This window comes from Arthrobacter sp. B0316-1-20 (assembly GCF_059091865.1).
The window spans coordinates 88,974-108,366 of record NZ_JBNHHC010000020.1 but is presented as its reverse complement, the minus strand read 5'-3'; the positions used below and the strand labels follow the sequence as shown (position 1 = coordinate 108,366).

The following is a 19,393-nucleotide window of genomic DNA, read 5'->3' as shown; positions in this document are numbered from 1 at the left end:
CCAGCCAGTCTAAAGCCCCAGTTCGGCCGGCAACTCCGTCTCCTGCTCCAGCACGTGGCGGGCGAGGAAGTTGCACACCACCGAATACCAGATCCGGGCATGTTGCGGTGAGAGCACCCAGTGGTTCTCGTCCGGGAAGTACAGGAACCGGTGCGGGGTCTTCCCGTCCGCTCCGGCGGCCAGCTGCGAGCGTGACAACAGTTCGTACCAGAGCCGCAGCCCTTCCCCGATCGGCACCCGGTAGTCCTTGTCCCCGTGCACCACCAGCATGGGGGTGTTGATGTTCTGCACGTGCAGGTGCGGGGAGTTCTCCAGGGCCATCTCCGGCGTCATCTCCCGCTCCCAGTACGGGGAGACGTCCGTCGTCGGCCCGAACTGGTCCAGCGCCCAGAGGCTGGCGTGGGTGACGATGGCCCGGAACCTGTCGGTATGCCCGGCGATCCAGTTGGCCATGTAACCGCCGAAGGAACCGCCCATCGCGGCCGTCCGCGTCCCGTCGATGTCATCACGCTGCACGGCGGCGTCGGTGATGGCCATCAGGTCCTCATAGGGCGCCTGCCCCCACTGCCCCCAGCCCCGCCGGATGAAGTCGTCGCCGTAGCCGGTGGACAGGGCCGGGTCCGGCAGCAGGACCGCGTACCCCTGCGCCACCTGCAGCCAGGGGCACCAGCGCCAGCTCCATGCGTTCCAGGAGCCGAGCGGGCCGCCGTGCACCCACAGCACCAGCGGCGCCGGCTTTTGCGCTGACGCTTCAGCGGGCAGGGCCAGCCAGGCGCGCACCGGAATGTTCGCGCCCCGGGCGGCCACCGTCGTCGTGATCTCTTCCAGCCTCCCGCCCACCTCCGGGCGGGGTGCGGGCGAGGGCAGGACCGTGGCCTCGCCGGAGGACAGGTCGATGCGCACCGGCTCGGGCGGAAACAGGTAGGAGCTGCGCAGCGCGTAGGCGAACTGCCCGTCCGGGCTGACCACGACGTCGGTGTAGGCCGCATCGTCGTGCGTCACCTGGCGCACGGCACCGGTGAGGGCGTCGATGCAGAACACCGGGGTGCGGCCGCCGTCGTCTGCGGTGACCAGCAGGCCCGAACCGTCGGGCAGCCAGGCTGCGAGGCTGGGCCAGCGGTCCCAGTCGGCTGCCAGCGGCCGCAACTCGCCGCCGGCCAGCGGGAGCAGGCCCAGGGTCACGGAAGGAATGGTCTGCGGCCCGGAGACGGTCTCGCAGACCACCACAACGGTGCGGTTGTCGGGGCTGACCGGGCCCGGCGCATAGTCGGTGTCCGGGCTCTCGAGCAGGATCCGCTGCACGCCGGTGGCCGTGTCCACGGCGGCCAGCACGCTGCGGGCGTCGCCCCGCGCCAGCGGCCGGCGGACGTTGACTGCCAGGGTGGCGCCGTCCGGGCTCAGCTCGGCGGCGGTTTCCAGCAAGGCGTTTCCCGCCCAGCCGGTGATGTTGCGCAGCCGGCCTTGCGGCTCGTCGTCCACGGTTATGGTTCGGGCAGCCTCCTCCGCATTGTCCTCCAGTACGAAGTGCCGCTTCTGTCCCGGCCCCAGATCGTGGTCCCAGAAGCGCACCGGGTACCCGGAATGCAGGACCGCCGAGACCTTTTTGTCCTTCCGCGCGGCACGGCGGTCGGCGTCGTCCTCTTCATCGACGGCCCCGCCCAACACCTGGGCGTCGACCACCACGGTGTCGGCCGCCTGCGCGCAGCGCACCGCCGCGATTCCGCCCGGGCGGGAGAGCACCACCCGGCTTTCGCCCCCGGCAGCCGGCAAGCGCCACAGGGCCGGGATCGGTTCCTTCTCCGGGTCCTCGGGATCCGGGCGGGCGGACGTGAAGTACAGGTCGCCGTTGCGGGCAAAAGCCGCGCCGGACTCGCCCTTCGAGCTGCGCGTGATCCGGCGTGCCGGGCGATGACCGGCCGGGTCGACCTCCCAGAGGGACGAGACGTAGTCGGTGGAGGCGGGGTTCAGCACGCTGACGCAGGTTACCAGGCGGCTGCCGTCCGGGCTGAGGGCCAGGGAGCCGAGCCGCGGCAACGCGATGAAGCGGTCCAGGTCGTGGAACGGGGTGGCGGCACCCTGCTGGAGGGGCAGCTCGGGCCGCATTTCGGAAGTGATTGCTTCAGAACGCATGGGGTAAGTAAACACTACTTGTGTGCCGGATCACAGGAGATGGCGGCAACTCGCGGCTTTGCTACGCCCCCTCCGGCCCCCGGGGTCAAGGAGCCCTCCGGTTAAACAGGAGAACCCCGGCCGAAGCCGGGGCTCTCCTGCGCAGTACAGTGCAGGCTACTGGGACAGTGCCGGGGTGTCCGGGACTCCCTCGATTGCCTTGGGCGCTCCGGTGCTGCTGAAGACGAACGTCGCGGCGTCGTCTTCACCCTCGACGTCCACGTGGATGGTCTCGCCCGGGTGGAACTCGCCGAAGAGGATCTTCTCGGAGAGCTGGTCCTCAATCTCCCGCTGGATGGTCCGGCGCAGCGGCCGGGCACCCATGGTGGGATCGTACCCGCGGGTGGCCAGCAGCACCTTGGCCGCGTCGGTCAGGTCGATCTTGAGGTTCTTCTCGGCGAGCCGCTTCCGCAGGCGCTCGACGAACAGATCCACGATCTGGACGATTTCTTCCTCGCTCAGCTGCGGGAAGACCACGGTGTCGTCGACGCGGTTCAGGAACTCGGGCCGGAAGTGCTGCTTGAGCTCATCCTGGACCCGGGCGCGCATCCGCTCGTACCCGGTCTTGGTGTCCGTGCCGGACTGGAAACCGGTCATGACGCCCTTCGAGATGTCGCGGGTGCCAAGGTTGGTGGTCATGATGATCACCGTGTTCTTGAAGTCAACCACGCGACCCTGGCTGTCCGTCAGGCGTCCGTCCTCGAGGATCTGCAGCAGCGAGTTGAACAGGTCGGCGTGCGCCTTCTCCACCTCGTCGAAGAGCACCACGGAGAACGGGCGGCGGCGGACCTTTTCGGTCAGCTGACCGCCTTCCTCGTAGCCCACGTAGCCCGGAGGGGCACCGAACAGCCGCGAGACAGTGTGCTTCTCCGAGTACTCGGACATGTCCAGGGTGATCAGCGCGTCTTCCTCGCCGAAGAGGAATTCCGCCAGGGCCTTGGCGAGCTCGGTCTTGCCGACGCCGGTGGGGCCGGCGAAGATGAACGAGCCGGAGGGACGGTTGGGGTCCTTCAGGCCGGCACGGGTACGGCGGATCGCCTGCGAGATGGCCTTGATCGCCTCGTCCTGGCCGATCACGCGCTTGTGCAGCTCGGCCTCCATGTGCATCAGGCGGCTGGACTCTTCCTCGGTCAGCTTGAACACGGGGATGCCGGTGGAGTTGGCCAGCACTTCTGCCACCAGGTCCTCGTCCACCTCGGCGATCTCATCCAGGTCCCCGGACTTCCAGGCGCGTTCCTTTTCGGCCCGCTCGTCCTGCAGCCTGCCTTCCTGATCCCGCAGCGTCGCGGCGCCCTCGAAGTCCTGGGCGTCAATGGCCGATTCCTTCTGCTTCTTCAGCTCGGCGATGCGCTCGTCGATGTCCTTGAGCTCCGGCGGTGCGGTCATCCGGCGGATGCGCAGCCGCGCCCCGGCCTCGTCGATCAGGTCGATTGCCTTGTCCGGCAGGAAGCGGTCGGAGATGTACCGGTGGGCCAGGTGCGCGGCGGCATCCAGGGCGCCGTCGGTGATGGACACGCGGTGGTGCGCCTCGTAGCGGTCCCGCAGTCCCTTGAGGATCAGCACGGCGTGCTCCACGGACGGCTCTTCCACCTGGATCGGCTGGAACCGGCGCTCCAGCGCGGCGTCCTTCTCGATGTGCTTGCGGTACTCGTCCAGGGTGGTGGCACCGATGGTCTGCAGTTCGCCACGCGCCAGCATCGGCTTCAGGATGGAGGCCGCGTCGATCGCGCCCTCGGCGGCACCCGCACCCACCAGGGTGTGGATCTCGTCGATGAACAGGATGATGTCGCCACGGGTCCGGATTTCCTTCAGGACCTTCTTCAGCCGCTCCTCGAAGTCACCGCGGTAGCGTGACCCGGCCACCAGGGACCCCAGGTCCAGCGTGTAGAGCTGCTTGTCCTTGATGGTCTCCGGCACGTCGCCGCGGACGATCGCCTGGGCCAGGCCCTCGACCACGGCGGTCTTGCCGACGCCGGGCTCACCGATCAGCACCGGGTTGTTCTTGGTGCGGCGGGAGAGCACCTGCATGACGCGTTCCATCTCGTGCTCGCGCCCGATGACCGGGTCGAGCTTGGATTCACGCGCAGCCTGTGTGAGGTTCCGGCCGAACTGGTCCAGCACCACCGATCCTGCAGGAGTGCCTTCCTGCTGCTGGCCGGCGGTGACCGGCTCCTTGCCCTGGTAGCCGGAGAGCAGCTGGATGACCTGCTGGCGCACGCGGTTGAGGTCGGCGCCCAGCTTGACCAGCACCTGCGTGGCCACGCCTTCGCCTTCGCGGATCAGGCCCAGCAGGATGTGCTCGGTGCCGATGTAGTTGTGGCCAAGCTGGAGGGCCTCGCGCAGCGACAGCTCCAAAACCTTCTTGGCACGCGGCGTGAACGGAATGTGGCCGCTCGGAGCCTGCTGGCCCTGGCCGATGATCTCCTGGACCTGCTCACGAACGCCGTTCAGGGAGACGCCGAGGAACTCCAGTGCTTTGGCGGCAACGCCCTCACCCTCGTGGATCAATCCGAGGAGGATGTGTTCGGTGCCGATGTAGTTGTGGTTGAGCATGCGGGCTTCTTCTTGAGCCAGCACGACAACGCGACGGGCACGGTCGGTAAATCTCTCAAACATCTCGCACACTCCTAGCTACTGCGTACTTTGATGCTACGTGTCCGGATGGCTGTTGTGCGTTCTGTTCGCCCTAGGGGTAATGCCCCCTGCAGGACGGCAAACGGGGCGGACAGTTGCCTATCCGCCCCGCCGATCGATCTGCCCGTGGTTGAACGGGCCGCCCGTTATCCCCCGTGGGCGGCCTTGTAGGCCTCGATGATTTCGGATTGCACACGTCCGCGGTCGCTAACGTTGTAACCGTTCTCCCGTGCCCACGCGCGGATCGCCGAGGCGTCCTGGTTGCGTGTGCCGCCGGCCGGCTTGGCGGCCTTGGAGCCCCGGGCAGGAATCTTCCGGCCGGAAGAGATGTACGGCTTGAGCGCGTCGCGAAGCGCCTCGGCATGCGATGAAGAAAGATCAATTTCGTAGCTGCTGGAATCCAAGCTGAACCGGACCGTTTCATCGGCCGAGCCACCATCCAGATCATCAACCAGAATGATTTTTACTTCTTGCGCCACAGAAGGCTCCTTTTGGGTGGGTGGATCTATATGTCCGGTATAATCCGAACCATACTTATTATGTCCTACACTCCATTTCAAGGCAATACAGCCGGATTCGATCGTCCTGCAATCCCGCCATGGATCAGATCGGATTTGACCAGGTGGGAAATACCGGTATAGCGCGGGCGAATGTGATTAAAGGAAAAACCCCGGACAATTGATGCTTGTCCGGGGCCTTCCCCTATTCCTCGCGGCCTTCGGCCGCGCGCCTTTCGGCCTCGCGCTCGGCCTCGGCCAGCGCTTCGCGTTCTTTCCGGTCGGCGTTGAATATGGCTTTCATCACGAAATAGAACAAAAGCCCGACACCCAACGACGGCGCAAGTACCCACAGATATTCCATGCTCAGCCCAGCTCCGGCTTCAGCAGCGGGAACAGAATCGTTTCGCGGATTCCGGCCTGGGTGAAAAGCATCACCAATCGGTCGATGCCCAGTCCGATTCCACCCATCGGCGGCGCGCCGTATTCGAGGGCACGCAGGAAGTCTTCGTCCAGTTGCATCGCTTCCTCGTCTCCTGCCGCCGCCATTCGCGACTGCTCGGTCAGGCGTTCGCGCTGAATCACCGGATCAATCAGCTCGGAGAAAGCGGTGCCGCGTTCCATGCCCCCGATAATCAAGTCCCAGGCCTCAATCAACTCCGGATTGTCGCGGTGGTTGCGCGCGAGCGGCTGCGCTGCCGGCGGGTAATCGTAAACGAAGGTCGGCTGCAGCAGCGTCGGTTCGACGATTTCACCGAACAGCTCGACGACCACCTTCTGGGTATCCCACTTCGGGTCGATCTTCACGCCGTGCTGTTCGGCAATGTCGCGCAACTCTTCACCGCCCGTCTGCGGGGTGATTTCCCGACCCACCGCTTCGGACAAACCGGGATAGACGCCCAGCCAGCGCCATTCCCCATTCAGGTCAATGGTTCCCTGCGGGGTTTCAATGACGCGCGTGCCGATGGTGTCGGCCACATTCAGGATCATTTCCTTCATGCGCTCCCCCATGACGAACTGGTCGGCATACGCCTCGTAGCTTTCCAGCGTGGTGAATTCGGGGCTGTGGGTGGAGTCAACGCCTTCATTGCGGAAGATCCGGCCGATCTCAAAGACCCGGTCTATGCCGCCGACCACCGCGCGCTTGAGATACAGCTCCGTGGCAATGCGCAGGGTCATGTCCTGGTCAAAGGCGTTCAGGTGTGTCTCGAAGGGACGGGCCGTCGCGCCTCCGTGCACCAGTTGCAGCATGGGGGTTTCCACTTCCACGTAGCCGTGGGAGTGCAGGGTTTCCCGGATGGAGCGGATGACGGCGGCGCGAGTGTAAACCATCTGGCGTGCTTCGTCGCGCACCATGAGGTCCACGTACCGCTGCCGCACGCGGGTCTCTTCACTCAGGCCGGCGTGCAGCACGGGCAGCGGACGCAACGCCTTGGAGGCCATCTGCCAGCTGTCGGCCATCACGGACAGCTCGCCGCGCTTGGAGCTGATGACTTCGCCGCGGATGAACACATGGTCGCCCAGGTCCACGAGGGCCTTCCAGTCCGCGAGCGCTTCCTCGCCGATGTTCGCCAGGCTCAACATTGCCTGCAGGCGGACGCCGCTGCCTTCCTGCAGGGTCGCGAAGCAGAGTTTGCCGGTGTTGCGGATGAAGACCACGCGCCCGGACACTCCCACGACGTCGCCGGTGGTCTCGTCTGCCTCGAGGTGGCCGTACTTTTCGCGCACCTCGGCCAGCGTATGGGTCCGGTCCACGCCCACCGGGTACGCCTCGACGCCGCGCTCCAAGAGTTTGGCGCGCTTGGCCATGCGCACGTGCATCTGCTCGGAGGCGTCGGCAGCCTCGGCTGCGGGATGTGGGGTGGGAGAATTATCGCGGGTCACGGTAGTTAAGGGTACCGGTACCGGGGCCGGGCCAGCCAAACGTCCCGGAGCTTCCATCCGCGGACGTCAGTAGCCGAGCTGCGCGTTGTCGATCAGCCGAACCGGGCCGACCTGCGCGGCGACCAGCACCAAAGCCTCGCCGGTGAACGGGGTCTCCCTGCAGTTGAAGGCCAGCGGCTCGAGCGTGCGGGGATCCACCACTTCCAGGTAGTCCAGCCGGACGGGCGGCACCGACTCGATCATGGCCAGCGCGCCGTCCACGTCCAGGGGTTCGTGCCGGTCGGCCTGTCCGCGGAGATACGCCAGGCTGCGGGAAAGCACCAGCGCCGCTTCCCGCTCGGCGTCGTTGAGGAAACGGTTGCGGCTGGAGAGTGCCAGCCCGTCGTCGTCGCGCACTGTGGGCACACCCACAATGTCCACCGGGAAGTTCAGGTCGGCCACCATCCGCTTGACCAGCACGAGCTGCTGCGCGTCCTTCTGGCCGAAGTAGGCGCGGTAGCCGGCCGCGACGGCCGCCGCGGGCAGCCCGTAATGGAGCAGCTTGGCCACCACGGTGAGGGCGCCGTCGAAGTGGCCCGGCCGGGAGGCGCCCTCGAACTTCGCGCCCAGCGCGCCGGCGTCGATCCTGACCAGCGGCTCGCCGTCCGGGTAGACCTCTTCGACTGCGGGGGCAAACACCACGTCCGCCCCGCACGCCGCCAGCAGGTTTAGGTCGGCTTCCAGCGTGCGGGGGTAGCGGTCCAGGTCCTGCTGCTCGCCGAATTGGAGCGGATTCACGAACACGGAAACCACGACGACGTCGCACGCCTGCCGCGCGGCCCGCACTAGCGCAGCGTGGCCTGCGTGCAGCGCTCCCATGGTCGGGACCAGCCCCAGCGAAGGCCGCCCGGCGGCGCCGGCTGCCGCCAGCAGGCCGGCCGTGGCGTCCTTCAATTCGGCATGGGTTTTCACCAGGCGGGGGCGGGTCGTCACGCGTTCTCCTCCGGAAGGGACTGGGCAAGGATGTCCAGGATTTCGGTTGCGCGGGCCTCTTTGAGCAGGCCGCGTTGCAGGGCACGCTGGGCCGTGGCCCGGGCCAGCTCCTCGTAGGCCAGCCGGATGTCGGTGCCGCCCGAATCCACCTCGCGGCGCAGCAGCGCCTCGTGGTGGCTGCGGACGGTGCCCGCGTCGCCGCGGGCAACCGGCCCGGTCAGGGCCGCTTCCCCGGAGGCCAGCGCGTTCTCCAGGGAGGCCCGCATCAGCCCGCTGAGCACCCGGTCCGGCTGCTCCACGCCGGCCTCGGCCAGCAGTTGCGCCGACTGGGCCGCGATGGTCACCAGATGGTTCGACGCGTGCGCCAGGGCGGCGTGATAGAGCGTGCGGTCCTTCTCGGCGATGACCACCGGTTCGCCGCCCATCTCCACGACCAGCGCCTGGGCGATCGGCAGCACCGTGGCCTCGGCCGTCACCCCGAAGCTGCAGTCATTGAGCCGGGCCAGGTCCAAGCTCATGCCCGTGAACGTCATGGCCGGGTGGATGGCCAGCGGGATGGCACCCTTGGCCCGGGCCGGCCCCAGCACGGCGGTGCCGTAGCGTCCGGAGGTATGCACCACGAGCTGGCCCGGCTGCCAGACCCCGGCCGCGGCCAGACCGTCCACCAGCTCCGGCAGGGCATCGTCCGGCACCGCCAGCAGCACCAGTTCGGCCCGTTCCACGATCTCGGGGATCTGCAGCACCGGAACGCCGGGCAGCAGGTTCTCCGCCCGCTCCCGGCTGTCCTCGGACACCGCTGACACCCCGACGACGGCGTGCCCCACGCCGCGCAGCGCGGCACCGAGGACGGCGCCGACCTTGCCGGCACCGATCACGCCGATGCCCAACCGTCCGGGCCTACTCCTGCCCGCCATCGCGGCCCTCCTTGCTTCCTTGTGGTTCGTCCTGCTGCGCCGGCCCGCGGACGCCGCCCGCGGGCCCCTCGGCCGCCCCGGGGACGGGACCGGCCCCGGACTCCCGGGCTTCCAGCCAGCGTTCCGGGACGCTGCGGCGCCGGGCCGCGGCGGCCCGGACCGACTGCTCGTCGAAGAGCCGGCGGGCGGTGTCGGCGTCGACCTGGTAGATCACCGGCGTGACCGGTCCGGCGGTCGTATGCAGGCGCAGGTCCGCCACGCGCAGGCGGCGGGCCAGCGGGCCCTGGTGCAGCGCGATGGACTGGGTCCGCTCGTGCGGCACCACCGAGAGGCTGCGCCAGAGCCGGCCGCTGCGGGCCAGCAGGGCGGTCCCGGTGACGGCGAAGCCGTTGCGCCGCCAGGTCAGCCAGGACAGCCACCGCACCCGCCGCGGCGAGGTGACGAATCCGCCGTCGGAGGCGCCGGCGTCGTCCCTGTCCTTGCCCGCGATTCCGTCAAGGCCCGCCCCGAAGACGGTGAACGGGTCCTCGGTGCCCGGGTCCGGGAGCACCAGCGCAAGCATCTGCATCACTTCCTGCTGCGTGCCCACCGGCAGCAACGTGGTGCGGGCGCCCGCGTTTTCCGCGCTGAGGCCGTAGCCGGCCACGTTCACGCGCATCCGGTACCAGCCCTTGAGGCGCCACAGCGGCGACTGCATGATCTCCACGGCCTGCACCCGGCCGGGCGGGACGGTCTGCGCCCGGGTCTCCAGCAGGCCGTAGCGGAGCCGGATGCCGTCCGGGGAGATGGCGGCGCGGAAGTTGTAGCCGGTGCTGAACGTGGACCAGTAGCCGGCCACCACCCCGAACGCCGCGGGGACCAGGAAGGCCGGGCCGAACGCGGCACCGAACACAAAGGTCGAGAGCCCGGCCGCGATCAGCATGATGAGCAGGAACAGCGTGGTTCCGGACAGCAGCGCCGCGCCGAGGATACGTCCGCCCGGGATGGCCAGGATCTGCTGTTCGGGGGCTTCGGCCACCGCTTCCTGGGGGTGCGCGGGATCGCCGCGCAGGCCGGCCGCCCGGGCCAGGATGGTGGCGCGCAGCTGCTGCGCCGACGCCAGCGGCAGGTAGGCGAGCCGCACGGCCGATTCTCCGGCGTCGGCCACTTCGAATTTAAGTTCGGCCAGGCCGAAGATCCGTGCCAGCAGCGGCTGGATGACGTCGATCGCCTGCACCCGGTCCAGCCGCGCCTGGCGGTGCTGGCGGAACAGGACGCCGGAGTTCACCCGGACATGGTCGTCGGTGACCTGGTACCGGGTGAACCACCAGGAGAGGAAGAATCCGCCCACCAGCAGCAACGCGACCACGACCATGACCAGCACGGTCCAGACGGCGCGGCCGCCGCTCAGTCCCCAGAACTCGTCGCCCCGGAACATGGCCTCGAACCAGTCCCGGCCGAAGAAGTAGGCGATCGCCGCCAGCGCAATCCAGCCGCGGACCAGCGGCGAAACGGGGTGAACCCGGTGCCAGGTGCCGGTGGCGTCCGGTGCCAGGGGCACCCCTTGGGAGGCCGGCACTACTTCGCCGGGCGCATCCGGCCCCTGCCCGGGCAGCGGGGCCTGCCCGTTGCTGCCGGGTACGGTCATAGCCCGGCCAGCCTTGCCTGCCCGCGGTCGGAGAGTTGTTCGCGCAGCCGGGCTCCTTCTGCCGCCGGCACCCCCGGAATGCCGGCGTTGGTCTGCGGGCTGGCGGTGTGCAGCTTCACCGAGCACAGGCCGAAGGCCCGCTCCAGCGGCCCCACGCCGACATCCACGTACTGCATACGGCCGTAGGGGACCACCATGACGCGCTGGAAAAACAGTCCGCGCCGGATCAAAAGGTCCTCGTCGCGTTCGGCATACCCGATGGCCCTGACCTGGCGCGGGATCAAGAGCCCGGCCCAGACGCAGAGCGTGAGCGTGCCCAGGCTCAGCAGCCAGCCGAGCCACGCCGGGAAGCCGGGCCAGAGGCCGGTCAGCGCCAGGACGAGCGGGGTGGACAGCAGGGCGACGGCGACGACCGTGAAAATGGCCCAGCTGACCAGTCGTACGGTGACGTACTTGGGCGAGACCCGGATCCAGCTGATGCCGGCCGGATCGATCGCTTCGCTAGGCATACTCCCCCTCGCCTTGGGCCTCGGTACCGTTGTCCTGGGCCGCATCGGTGTCCTCGGGCGGAAGTTTGCAGAAACGCTCCACCACCAGCCCGATCACCACCATGACCAGGCCACCGCCCATCATAGCCAGCACGGCCGGCAGCGCCCCGAGGCCAGGCCGGTACAGCAGCAGCATGAGCTGGTCCACCATGATGCCGCTGTGCCAGCCGAAGATCAGCGACCCGGCATAGGCGCAGGCCTGCGCCAGCACGAGGGTGCGGGCCGCGAGTACCGGATTCAGCTCCTTGTCCCGGTTGCCGTTGCGCCAGCGGCGCACTTTGAGGCCGAGCACCAGGGTGAAGACGGCGATGGCGGCCATGGTCGCCAGCGAGGAGAGGTGCAGGACGGGCACCGGCAGCCCGCCGCGCCCGGCGAGCAGGTTGCCCAGCCAGCCCAGCACGGCCGTGACGACGGCGATGGTCGCCAGCCAGCGGTATCTGATGGTCCTCACGAAGCCCCCACCCCGCCGGACACTATTGACCGGCTTCGAACGGCTCGGATTCGTAGGGTTCCACGCCGTCCAGGTCGCCGGCCGCCTTGGCCAGTTCGCCGACCGGGACGCCGTTGAGCGTGGCGTTCGAGTCCATCCAGGCCCAGGGCGCCAGCACGAAGGCGCGTTCGTGCGCGCGCGGGTGCGGGATGACCAGGTCCTCGTCGTTGAGCACCAGGTCGCCGTAGGTGATGATGTCCACATCCAGCGTCCGCGGCCCCCACCGCACTTCGCGGGTGCGGTGGTGCTTGTTTTCCACGGCCTGGCAATGGGCCAGCAACTGGTGCGGGTCCAGGTCGGTCTCCACCTCAAGCACCATGTTCAGGTAGTCCGGCTGGTCCTCGGGACCGCCCACCGGCTTCGTCTGCACCACGGCCGAGACTTCGCGCAGCCGCACGTGGGGGGTGTCCACCAGGTCCGCCACCGCGTGCGAGAGGGTGTCGCTGCGTGCGCCGAGGTTGCTGCCCAGCGCCAGGACCGCGCGGACGCTCATGGCTGCTCCCGGTAGATGCTGACCGTGACATCGGAAAACTCCACCTGGATGGGTGCCTGCGGCTTGTGCACCGTGACCTCGACCGCCGCCACGGCGAACGTGCGCAGCACGTGGTCGGCTATCCGTTCGGCCAGTGTTTCGATCAGCTGCAGGGCCTCGCCGGCGATGATCGCGTCCACCTGGTCGGCGAGCTCGGCGTAGTTTGCGGTCTTCGCCAGGTCGTCGTCGGCCGCGGCGGCCCGAATGTCGGTGTGGAGGGTGACGTCGACGACGAACGGCTGGCCGTCGCGGCGCTCATGCTCGAGCACGCCGTGGAAGCCCGTGGCCTTGATGCCGGAAACCCTGATGAGGTCCGGCCGTGCCGGAGGTGCTGGCGTCACGTCCCGGCCTACTTGGTCCAGGCGGCGGCGACTTTGACCGCGTCCAGCGAGGCGCCGGCGTCGTGCACGCGCACGCCCCAGGCGCCGTTGGCGGCGGCCAAGGCGGAGACCGCCAGCGTGGCCTCGTCGCGTTCCTTGGGTGCGGCGGCCTTGCCGGCGGTGGTCAGCAGGGAACCGAGGAACCGCTTGCGGGATGCGCCGACCAGCACCTTGTGGCCCAGTTCCGCGATCCGGTCCGTGGCGCGCAGCAGCTCCCAGTTGTGTTCGGCGTTCTTGGAGAAGCCCAGTCCCGGATCCAGGATGATCTGCTCCGGCGCCACGCCGGCGGCGACGAACTTGTCCCGCAGTTCGGTCAGCTCCGCGAGGACCTCGGCCACCACGTCCTGGTAGTCCGCCTTGGGGTCGACCTCGCGGGCGTCCCCGCGCCGGTGCATCAGGATGTAGGGGACCTGGCGCTCGGCCACCAGGGCGGGCATGTGCGGGTCGTGGGTCATGCCGGAGACGTCGTTGACGATGGCTGCCCCGGCGTCCAGCGCTTTGGCCGCCGTGTCCACGTGCATGGTGTCCACGCTGATCAGGGCGCCGGCCTTGACCAGTGCCTCGATGACGGGGAGGATGCGCTTCTGCTCTTCCTCGGGAGTGATCGAGTCGGCGTTGGGGCGGGTGGATTCACCCCCGACGTCGATGATGTCGGCGCCGCCGTACAGCAACTTCAGCCCGTAGGCGATCGCCGCTTCCTTATTGGCGTGGTCGCCGCCGTCGCTGAACGAGTCCGGGGTGACGTTCAGGATGGCCATGACGACGGCACGGTCGGTGGGCAGGTCCGCGAACTTTTTCGGCTCGCGCGCCTTGCGCAGCACGGGCAGCGGCGACGTGGCGGGCCCGGTTCCGGGGACTGCGGCGAGTGAATCCATCTATCTGTACCGTCTCTTCTCTTCGCTATCGTCCGATAATCAGGCTCATGGCCTCGGCTCGGGTGGCCTGCTCGCGCAATTGGCCGCGCACGGCCGAGGTGACTGTCTTCGCCCCTGGCTTGCGGACCCCGCGCATGGACATGCACATGTGTTCGCATTCGACGACGACGATCGCGCCCTTGGGCTCCAGGTACTTGACCATGGCCTCGACGATCTGCGTGGTGAGGCGTTCCTGCACCTGCGGGCGCCGGGCGTAGATTTCCACCAGGCGGGCGAGCTTGCTCAACCCGGTCACTTTACCGTCATGGGACGGAATGTAGCCAATGTGGGCGGTGCCGTGGAACGGGACCAGATGGTGCTCGCAGGTCGAATAGAACGGGATGTCCTTGACCAGCACCATTTCCTCATGGTTGATGTCGAACGTGGTGCCGAGAATGTCCGCCGGGTCCTGATGCAGGCCGGCAAACACCTCCGCGTACGAACGGGCGACCCGCTGCGGGGTTTCCCGCAGGCCTTCGCGGTCGGGATCTTCGCCGACGGCGATAAGGATTTCGCGCACCGCCTTCTCGATCCTGGGCAGGTCGATCAGCGGGTCGAACTCCAGCTCGGCGACAACGTCATCGTATTCGGTCACGTCTGTGATCCTAGCTGCTGGCGCCGGGTACGCCGCTTCGGCCGTCATCCCCGGGAAGGTCTCCGCCGGCCGGATTCGGGTCCACGATCACGGCCCCGTGGCTTCCTTCCTGCTGCTGGCCGTTGGCGGCCGCTTCCCGCTCCCGGCGGGAGACCACCGGCGGGATGTTGTGTACCGGCCGGGTTTCCTTGGACAGCCACACGTCCCGCAGCTCGCGGCGGCGCAGGTCGTGGAAGATCTCGGCGATCTCACGCTGGTTCAGCGTCTCGCGTTCCAACAGGGCCAGGGCCAGCCGGTCCAGCACGTCGCGGTTCTCGGTCAGGATCGCGTAGGCCTCGTCGTGGGCGTCGTCGATGAGCCGGCGCACTTCCTCGTCCACCACGAAGGCGACGTGGTCGGAGTAGTTGCGTTCGTGCGACATGTCGCGGCCCAGGAACGGCTCGCCGCCGCCCTGGCCCAGCTTCACGGCACCCACGCGTTCGCTCATGCCGTACTGGGTGACCATCTGGCGGGCGGTGCTGGTGGCCTTCTCGATGTCGTTGGAAGCGCCGGTGGACGGATCGTGGAAGACGATCTCTTCGGCCACCCGGCCGCCCATGGCGTAGGCGAGCTGGTCCAGCAGTTCGTTGCGGGTCACGGAGTACTTGTCGTCCTCCGGCACCACCATGGTGTAGCCCAGGGCGCGGCCGCGGGGCAGGATGGTGACCTTGGTGACCGGCGCGGAGTAACGCAGCGCGGCCGCGACCAGCGCGTGTCCGCCTTCGTGGTAGGCGGTGATCTTGCGCTCGTGTTCCTTCATGACGCGGGAGCGCTTTTGCGGCCCGGCCATCACGCGGTCGATGGCTTCGTCCAGCGCCCGGTCGTCGATCAGCTGGGCGTTGGACCGGGCGGTCAGCAGGGCGGCTTCGTTGAGCACGTTGGCCAGGTCGGCACCGGTGAATCCGGGCGCACGCTTGGCCAGGGAACGCAGGTCCACGCCCGGGGCCATGGGCTTGCCGGCGGCGTGCACCTGCAGAATCTGGTGGCGGCCTTCCAGGTCGGGGGCCTCGACGGCGATCTGCCGGTCGAACCGGCCCGGGCGCAGCAACGCCGGGTCCAGCACGTCGGGACGGTTGGTGGCGGCGATCAGGATGACGTTGGTCTTGACGTCGAAGCCGTCCATCTCGACCAGCAGCTGGTTCAGCGTCTGTTCGCGCTCGTCGTTGCCGCCGCCCACGCCGGCGCCGCGGTGCCGGCCGACCGCGTCGATTTCGTCCACGAAGATGATGGCCGGCGAATTGGTCTTGGCCTGTTCGAACAGGTCCCGGACGCGGGAGGCGCCGACGCCGACGAACATTTCGACGAAGTCGGAGCCGGAGATCGAGAAGAAGGGGACGCCGGCTTCGCCGGCCACGGCGCGGGCCAACAGGGTCTTGCCGGTACCGGGCGGGCCGTAGAGCAGCACGCCCTTGGGGATCTTCGCCCCGACGGCCTGGAATTTGGCCGGTTCGGAGAGGAACTCCTTGATTTCGTGCAGTTCCTCCACGGCCTCGTCCACGCCCGCGACGTCGGCGAAGGTCACCTGCGGCATGTCCTTGGTGATCATCTTCGCCTTGGACTTGCCGAACTGCATGACCTTGGAACCGCCGCCCTGCATGCGCGAGAGCAGGAACCAGAAGATCAGGCCGATGATCAGGATGGGCAGGATCAGGCTGATGAAGCTCATGAACCAGTTGTTTTCCACCGGCTGGTCGGTGAAGGTGTCCACGTCGGAGGCGTTGATCGCGTCCACGATGTCCGGACCGCGGTCGCGGCTGTAGAAGAAGGTGATCGACTTGCCCTTGTTGGCGTCGTCGATGACCAGGTCTTCGCGCAACGTCAGGTCGACGCTCTGGGCGCCGTCGTTCATCCGGGCCTGTTCCGCCTTGTTGTCCTGCAGCAGTTCAAGTCCCACACTGGTGTCGACCCGTGAAGACTGCGGACCGGCCAAATTGGGCACGGCGATCAGGAGGATGACCAGGACCAGGACAATCCAGATGATCGGTCCCTTGAAAAGGTTCTTCAATTTCATGCGACTTGGGGGCTTGCGCCCGTCCCTCCTGCTTGTCCGCGCGTGATGGCAGCCCTTCGGCTACTACAGCTATACACTGTCCGTCTTCCTTCACGCTCAAGGGAGGGCATTAGTTCCCTCTGGGCGTAGCCTAGCCTGCGGCGGACGGTGCGGCGGTTATTCGTAGATGTGCGGTGCCAGGGTGCCGATGAAGTCCAGGTTGCGATAGCGCTCGGCGTAGTCCAGCCCGTAGCCCACCACGAATTCGTTCGGGATCTCGTAGCCGACGTACTTGACGTCGATTTCCACCTTGGCGGCGTCGGGCTTGCGCAGCAGGGTGCAGATTTCCACGCTGGCCGGGCCGCGCGAAATCAGGTTGGTCTTCAGCCAGGACAGGGTGAGGCCGGAGTCGATGATGTCCTCCACGATGAGCACGTGCTTGCCCATCAAGTCCGTCTCGAGGTCCTTCAGGATCCGCACGACGCCGGAGGACTGGGTGCCGGAGCCGTAGGAGGATACGGCCATCCAGTCCATCTTGACGTGGCTGTGCAGTGCCCGGGCCAGGTCCGCCATGACCATCACCGCGCCCTTGAGGACGCCGACGATCAACAGGTCGCGCCCTTCATAGTCCCTGTCGATTTCGGCAGCCAGCTCGGCGACGCGCTGCTGGATCTGCTCCTTGGTGTAGAGGACGTGCTTGAGGTCTGCCTGGACGTCGTTGGAATCCACCACATGCTCCCGGGTCTAGCGGTCTGTCTGGCCGGGGCTGCGGCCAGTTGTTCTCAACACAAGATTGCCATAGCCGGTGCCATCTTGGTGAACCGCGTTGGCAGCAGTCCGGCGGTAGACACTGACGAATCCGGCCAGCTGCACCGGGCCGGCCGAGCCTTGGCGGCGCAGCAGCGATTCGGCCGCCAGCAGCCGTTCGTAGCTGGGGTTTTCGCCGCCCAGTTCGGCGGCGGCCAGGGCGAGCACGCGGTGCTTCATGGCGGCCGGGAGTTGTTCCATGCCTTCCCGTGGCAGCTCCAGCCCGTCCGCTGTGACCACCCGCAGCCGGCGGTATTCCTCGGCCGCCTGTGCCTGCAGGTAGTCAGCGTCGGCGGCCAGAATCTGTGCCGACCGCCACAGCGCCTGGGCGACGCCGGGACCCATCTCGTCCTCCAGGAACGGCATCACCCGCATCCGAATGCGGGAGCGCATGTACTGCGGATCACTGTTGGCGGGGTCGTGCCAGGGCTGCAGCCCGGCAACCGCGCACACCTCCTCGGTGTCTTGCCGGCGCAGCGACAGGAACGGGCGCAGATACGGGCCCCGCTTCACGGGCATGCCGGCCAACGACCGCGTGCCCGAGCCGCGGCCCAGGCCCAGCAGTACCTGCTCGGCCTGGTCGTCCAGGGTGTGCCCCAGCAGCACCGCCGCGGCCCCGAGTTCCGCCGCGGCGGCATCCAGCGCCGCGTAGCGTGCCGTCCTGGCGGCCGCCTCCGGTCCCATGCCGGCCGATTCCACGGCCACCCGGCGGACCTGGACCGGGGCCAGCCCCAGCGTTTCGAGCTGCAGCCGGGCACCCTCGGCCACCGCCGCGCTGCCCTGTTGCAGGCCATGGTCGACGACGACGGCCCCCACCCGATAGGGACGGACACCGTTGCGGGCCGGACGGTTGAAGAATTCCGCCGCGACGGCCAGGGCCAGCGAATCCGCTCCCCCGCTGCAGGCCACCAGCAACAGCTGCGGTTCGGCGCCCCCGGCGGTCGCTGCCGGCGGACCGAACTGTTCCAGCGCCTGGCGCAGCTGGTGCCGGGCGTCTGCCACCCGCGGATGCAACCGGGGCTTGCGCCGGTCCGCTGCAACACCGCTCATGCGCGGCTGAGGTCCATCCGGCTGACCCACAGGTCGGGGTGGTGGATCTCCTCTTCCGTGGGCAGGTTTTCGGGACGCTCCCACACCTGGTTAAAACCCTCCATGCCGATCTGCCGGGTCACCGCACGGACAAACTTGGCGCCGTCGGAGTACTGCCGGGCCTTGGCATCGAGGCCCATGAGTTTGCGGATCCAGTTTTCCAGCGCGCCGCGGCTCTTGCCGCGCGCGTTGAAACGTTGGCGGATGGTCTTGACCGTTGGGACCAGCGAGGAATCGACCGCGTCCATCACCACGTTGGCGTGGCCCTCCAGCAGGCTCATCACAGCGGTCAGGTGGGAGAAGACGGCCTTCTCTTCCGGCCCCTGAATCAGATCGAGCAGGGAACCCTTCAACGACGAACCCGGCCCTCCGCCGTCGTCCTTTCCGCTGTCCCTGGCCGCGGCGACGGCCGCCTTGACCGTCTGCTGCAGCCGCTCGCCGAGGGTGTCCGCCTTTTCCACCAGCGAGGACGACAGCCCGCCGATCTGCTCCATCATGTGGTCGCGCAGCCAGGGGGCCGCGGCGAACTGCACCCGGTGGGTCTGCTCGTGCAGGCACACCCAGAGGCGGAAGTCGGCGGGCACCACATTCAGTTCCCGCTCCACGGTCACGATGTTCGGCGCCACCAGCATCAGCCGCCCGGCGGCCGGGCCCCCGGGCAACAGGGAGCAGAAGGGGTCGTACTGGCCCAGCACCTTGCTGGAGAGGAAGGAGAGGATGGCGCCCATCTGGGTGCCGGTGAGCACGCTGCCCACGGCCGTGGTGGCGTTCTTGAGCTGATCCGGGCGCTTTTCGGCGAGTGCGGCGATGGCCGGGGCCAGCATGACCTCGAAACTGCGGGCGTTTGCCCTGGACCAGGCGGCGCGGTCCACGATCAGCACATCGGAGTCGCGCAGGTCGCGGGCGGCCTCCAACCCGGTGATGCGGTGCACGTGGTCCACCGACTCTTCCGCCAGCCGGCGCATCTCGGCCACGGCGGCGCGCATTTCCGCGGCCTTCATCCGGGGGCCGGCGGGGGTCAGCGTGGCTGCCGTGGACGCGGCCAGTTCCCAGTTGACCAACCGCGGGGCGGGGCCTGGGGTGGCGCCGGATTCACTGGGGGTCGGTGCGCTACTGTCCATGCGTCCCATCAGATCACATCAGCGGCGAACCGGTCACTACCGGCGGGCATCGATTGAAGCGGCTCCCCGGCCGGGGATCAGCAGCCGGGTCCGGCGGAAGGGTGGGCCGGCGGCCGGGGTTCCGGGCCGGGGCTCAGCAGCCGGGTCCGGCGGAAGGGAGGCCGTCGGCCGCGGGTTCCGGCGGCCGGGGC

General features: G+C 68.1%; 18 protein-coding genes. All 18 read right to left on the bottom strand.

Features of this window, described 5'->3' with window-relative positions; genetic code table 11:
• Window positions 1-9 precede the first annotated feature (9 nt).
• A complete protein-coding gene (locus tag AC5RW2_RS26990; RefSeq protein ID WP_494013368.1) occupies window positions 10-2,130 on the bottom strand; it encodes a S9 family peptidase in 2,121 nt (706 codons plus the stop codon).
• Between the two features lie 156 nt (window positions 2,131-2,286).
• Complete coding sequence (locus AC5RW2_RS26985; protein WP_494001939.1) at window positions 2,287-4,785, bottom strand: ATP-dependent Clp protease ATP-binding subunit; 2,499 nt, start codon at window positions 4,783-4,785, stop codon at window positions 2,287-2,289.
• 164 nt (window positions 4,786-4,949) lie between these two features.
• Window positions 4,950-5,282, bottom strand: coding sequence for a histone-like nucleoid-structuring protein Lsr2 (locus tag AC5RW2_RS26980; RefSeq protein WP_493978319.1), 333 nt, complete (start codon window positions 5,280-5,282; stop codon window positions 4,950-4,952).
• A gap of 223 nt (window positions 5,283-5,505) precedes the next feature.
• Window positions 5,506-5,664, bottom strand: coding sequence for a hypothetical protein (locus tag AC5RW2_RS26975; RefSeq protein ID WP_493978318.1), 159 nt, complete (start codon window positions 5,662-5,664; stop codon window positions 5,506-5,508).
• Between the two features lie 2 nt (window positions 5,665-5,666).
• Complete coding sequence (lysS, locus tag AC5RW2_RS26970) at window positions 5,667-7,184, bottom strand: lysine--tRNA ligase (protein ID WP_494013370.1); 1,518 nt, start codon at window positions 7,182-7,184, stop codon at window positions 5,667-5,669.
• A 66-nt stretch (window positions 7,185-7,250) separates the two neighbouring features.
• Window positions 7,251-8,156: a pantoate--beta-alanine ligase gene (gene panC / locus AC5RW2_RS26965; protein ID WP_494013371.1), complete on the bottom strand. Its 906-nt coding sequence runs from the start codon at window positions 8,154-8,156 to the stop codon at window positions 7,251-7,253.
• Window positions 8,153-9,070, bottom strand: a complete 918-nt coding sequence (locus tag AC5RW2_RS26960) for a Rossmann-like and DUF2520 domain-containing protein (RefSeq protein WP_494013372.1) — start codon at window positions 9,068-9,070, stop codon at window positions 8,153-8,155. Before AC5RW2_RS26960 ends, panC begins: the two co-directional genes overlap by 4 nt.
• The gene (locus AC5RW2_RS26955; RefSeq protein WP_494013373.1) at window positions 9,054-10,697 is read right to left on the bottom strand and encodes a PH domain-containing protein; all 1,644 of its coding nucleotides are present in this window, start codon (window positions 10,695-10,697) and stop codon (window positions 9,054-9,056) included. Before AC5RW2_RS26955 ends, AC5RW2_RS26960 begins: the two co-directional genes overlap by 17 nt.
• Entirely contained in the window at window positions 10,694-11,206 is a 513-nt protein-coding gene (locus AC5RW2_RS26950) for a PH domain-containing protein (RefSeq protein ID WP_494013374.1), read from the bottom strand. Before AC5RW2_RS26950 ends, AC5RW2_RS26955 begins: the two co-directional genes overlap by 4 nt.
• On the bottom strand, window positions 11,199-11,696 hold the full coding sequence (locus tag AC5RW2_RS26945) for a DUF3180 domain-containing protein (RefSeq protein ID WP_494074776.1): 498 nt from the start codon (window positions 11,694-11,696) through the stop codon (window positions 11,199-11,201). The genes AC5RW2_RS26950 and AC5RW2_RS26945 overlap by 8 nt, the downstream gene beginning before the upstream one ends.
• Before the next feature lie 22 nt (window positions 11,697-11,718).
• A complete protein-coding gene (folK, locus tag AC5RW2_RS26940; RefSeq protein WP_494001932.1) occupies window positions 11,719-12,228 on the bottom strand; it encodes a 2-amino-4-hydroxy-6-hydroxymethyldihydropteridine diphosphokinase in 510 nt (169 codons plus the stop codon).
• Window positions 12,225-12,608 carry a dihydroneopterin aldolase gene (gene folB, locus AC5RW2_RS26935; protein WP_494074775.1) on the bottom strand — a complete coding sequence of 128 codons (384 nt, stop codon included), beginning with the start codon at window positions 12,606-12,608 and terminating at the stop codon, window positions 12,225-12,227. Before folB ends, folK begins: the two co-directional genes overlap by 4 nt.
• An 8-nt stretch (window positions 12,609-12,616) precedes the next feature.
• Window positions 12,617-13,522, bottom strand: coding sequence for a dihydropteroate synthase (gene folP / locus AC5RW2_RS26930; protein ID WP_494074774.1), 906 nt, complete (start codon window positions 13,520-13,522; stop codon window positions 12,617-12,619).
• A gap of 25 nt (window positions 13,523-13,547) precedes the next feature.
• Complete coding sequence (folE, locus tag AC5RW2_RS26925) at window positions 13,548-14,156, bottom strand: GTP cyclohydrolase I FolE (RefSeq protein ID WP_494001929.1); 609 nt, start codon at window positions 14,154-14,156, stop codon at window positions 13,548-13,550.
• 10 nt (window positions 14,157-14,166) lie between these two features.
• Entirely contained in the window at window positions 14,167-16,206 is a 2,040-nt protein-coding gene (ftsH, locus tag AC5RW2_RS26920; RefSeq protein WP_494001928.1) for an ATP-dependent zinc metalloprotease FtsH, read from the bottom strand.
• Window positions 16,207-16,362: 156 nt separating this feature from the next.
• On the bottom strand, window positions 16,363-16,914 hold the full coding sequence (gene hpt / locus AC5RW2_RS26915) for a hypoxanthine phosphoribosyltransferase (protein ID WP_494001927.1): 552 nt from the start codon (window positions 16,912-16,914) through the stop codon (window positions 16,363-16,365).
• A 15-nt stretch (window positions 16,915-16,929) separates the two neighbouring features.
• Entirely contained in the window at window positions 16,930-18,042 is a 1,113-nt protein-coding gene (tilS, locus tag AC5RW2_RS26910; protein ID WP_494074773.1) for a tRNA lysidine(34) synthetase TilS, read from the bottom strand.
• Complete coding sequence (locus tag AC5RW2_RS26905) at window positions 18,039-19,202, bottom strand: zinc-dependent metalloprotease (RefSeq protein WP_494013378.1); 1,164 nt, start codon at window positions 19,200-19,202, stop codon at window positions 18,039-18,041. Before AC5RW2_RS26905 ends, tilS begins: the two co-directional genes overlap by 4 nt.
• Between the last annotated feature and the right edge of the window lie 191 nt (window positions 19,203-19,393).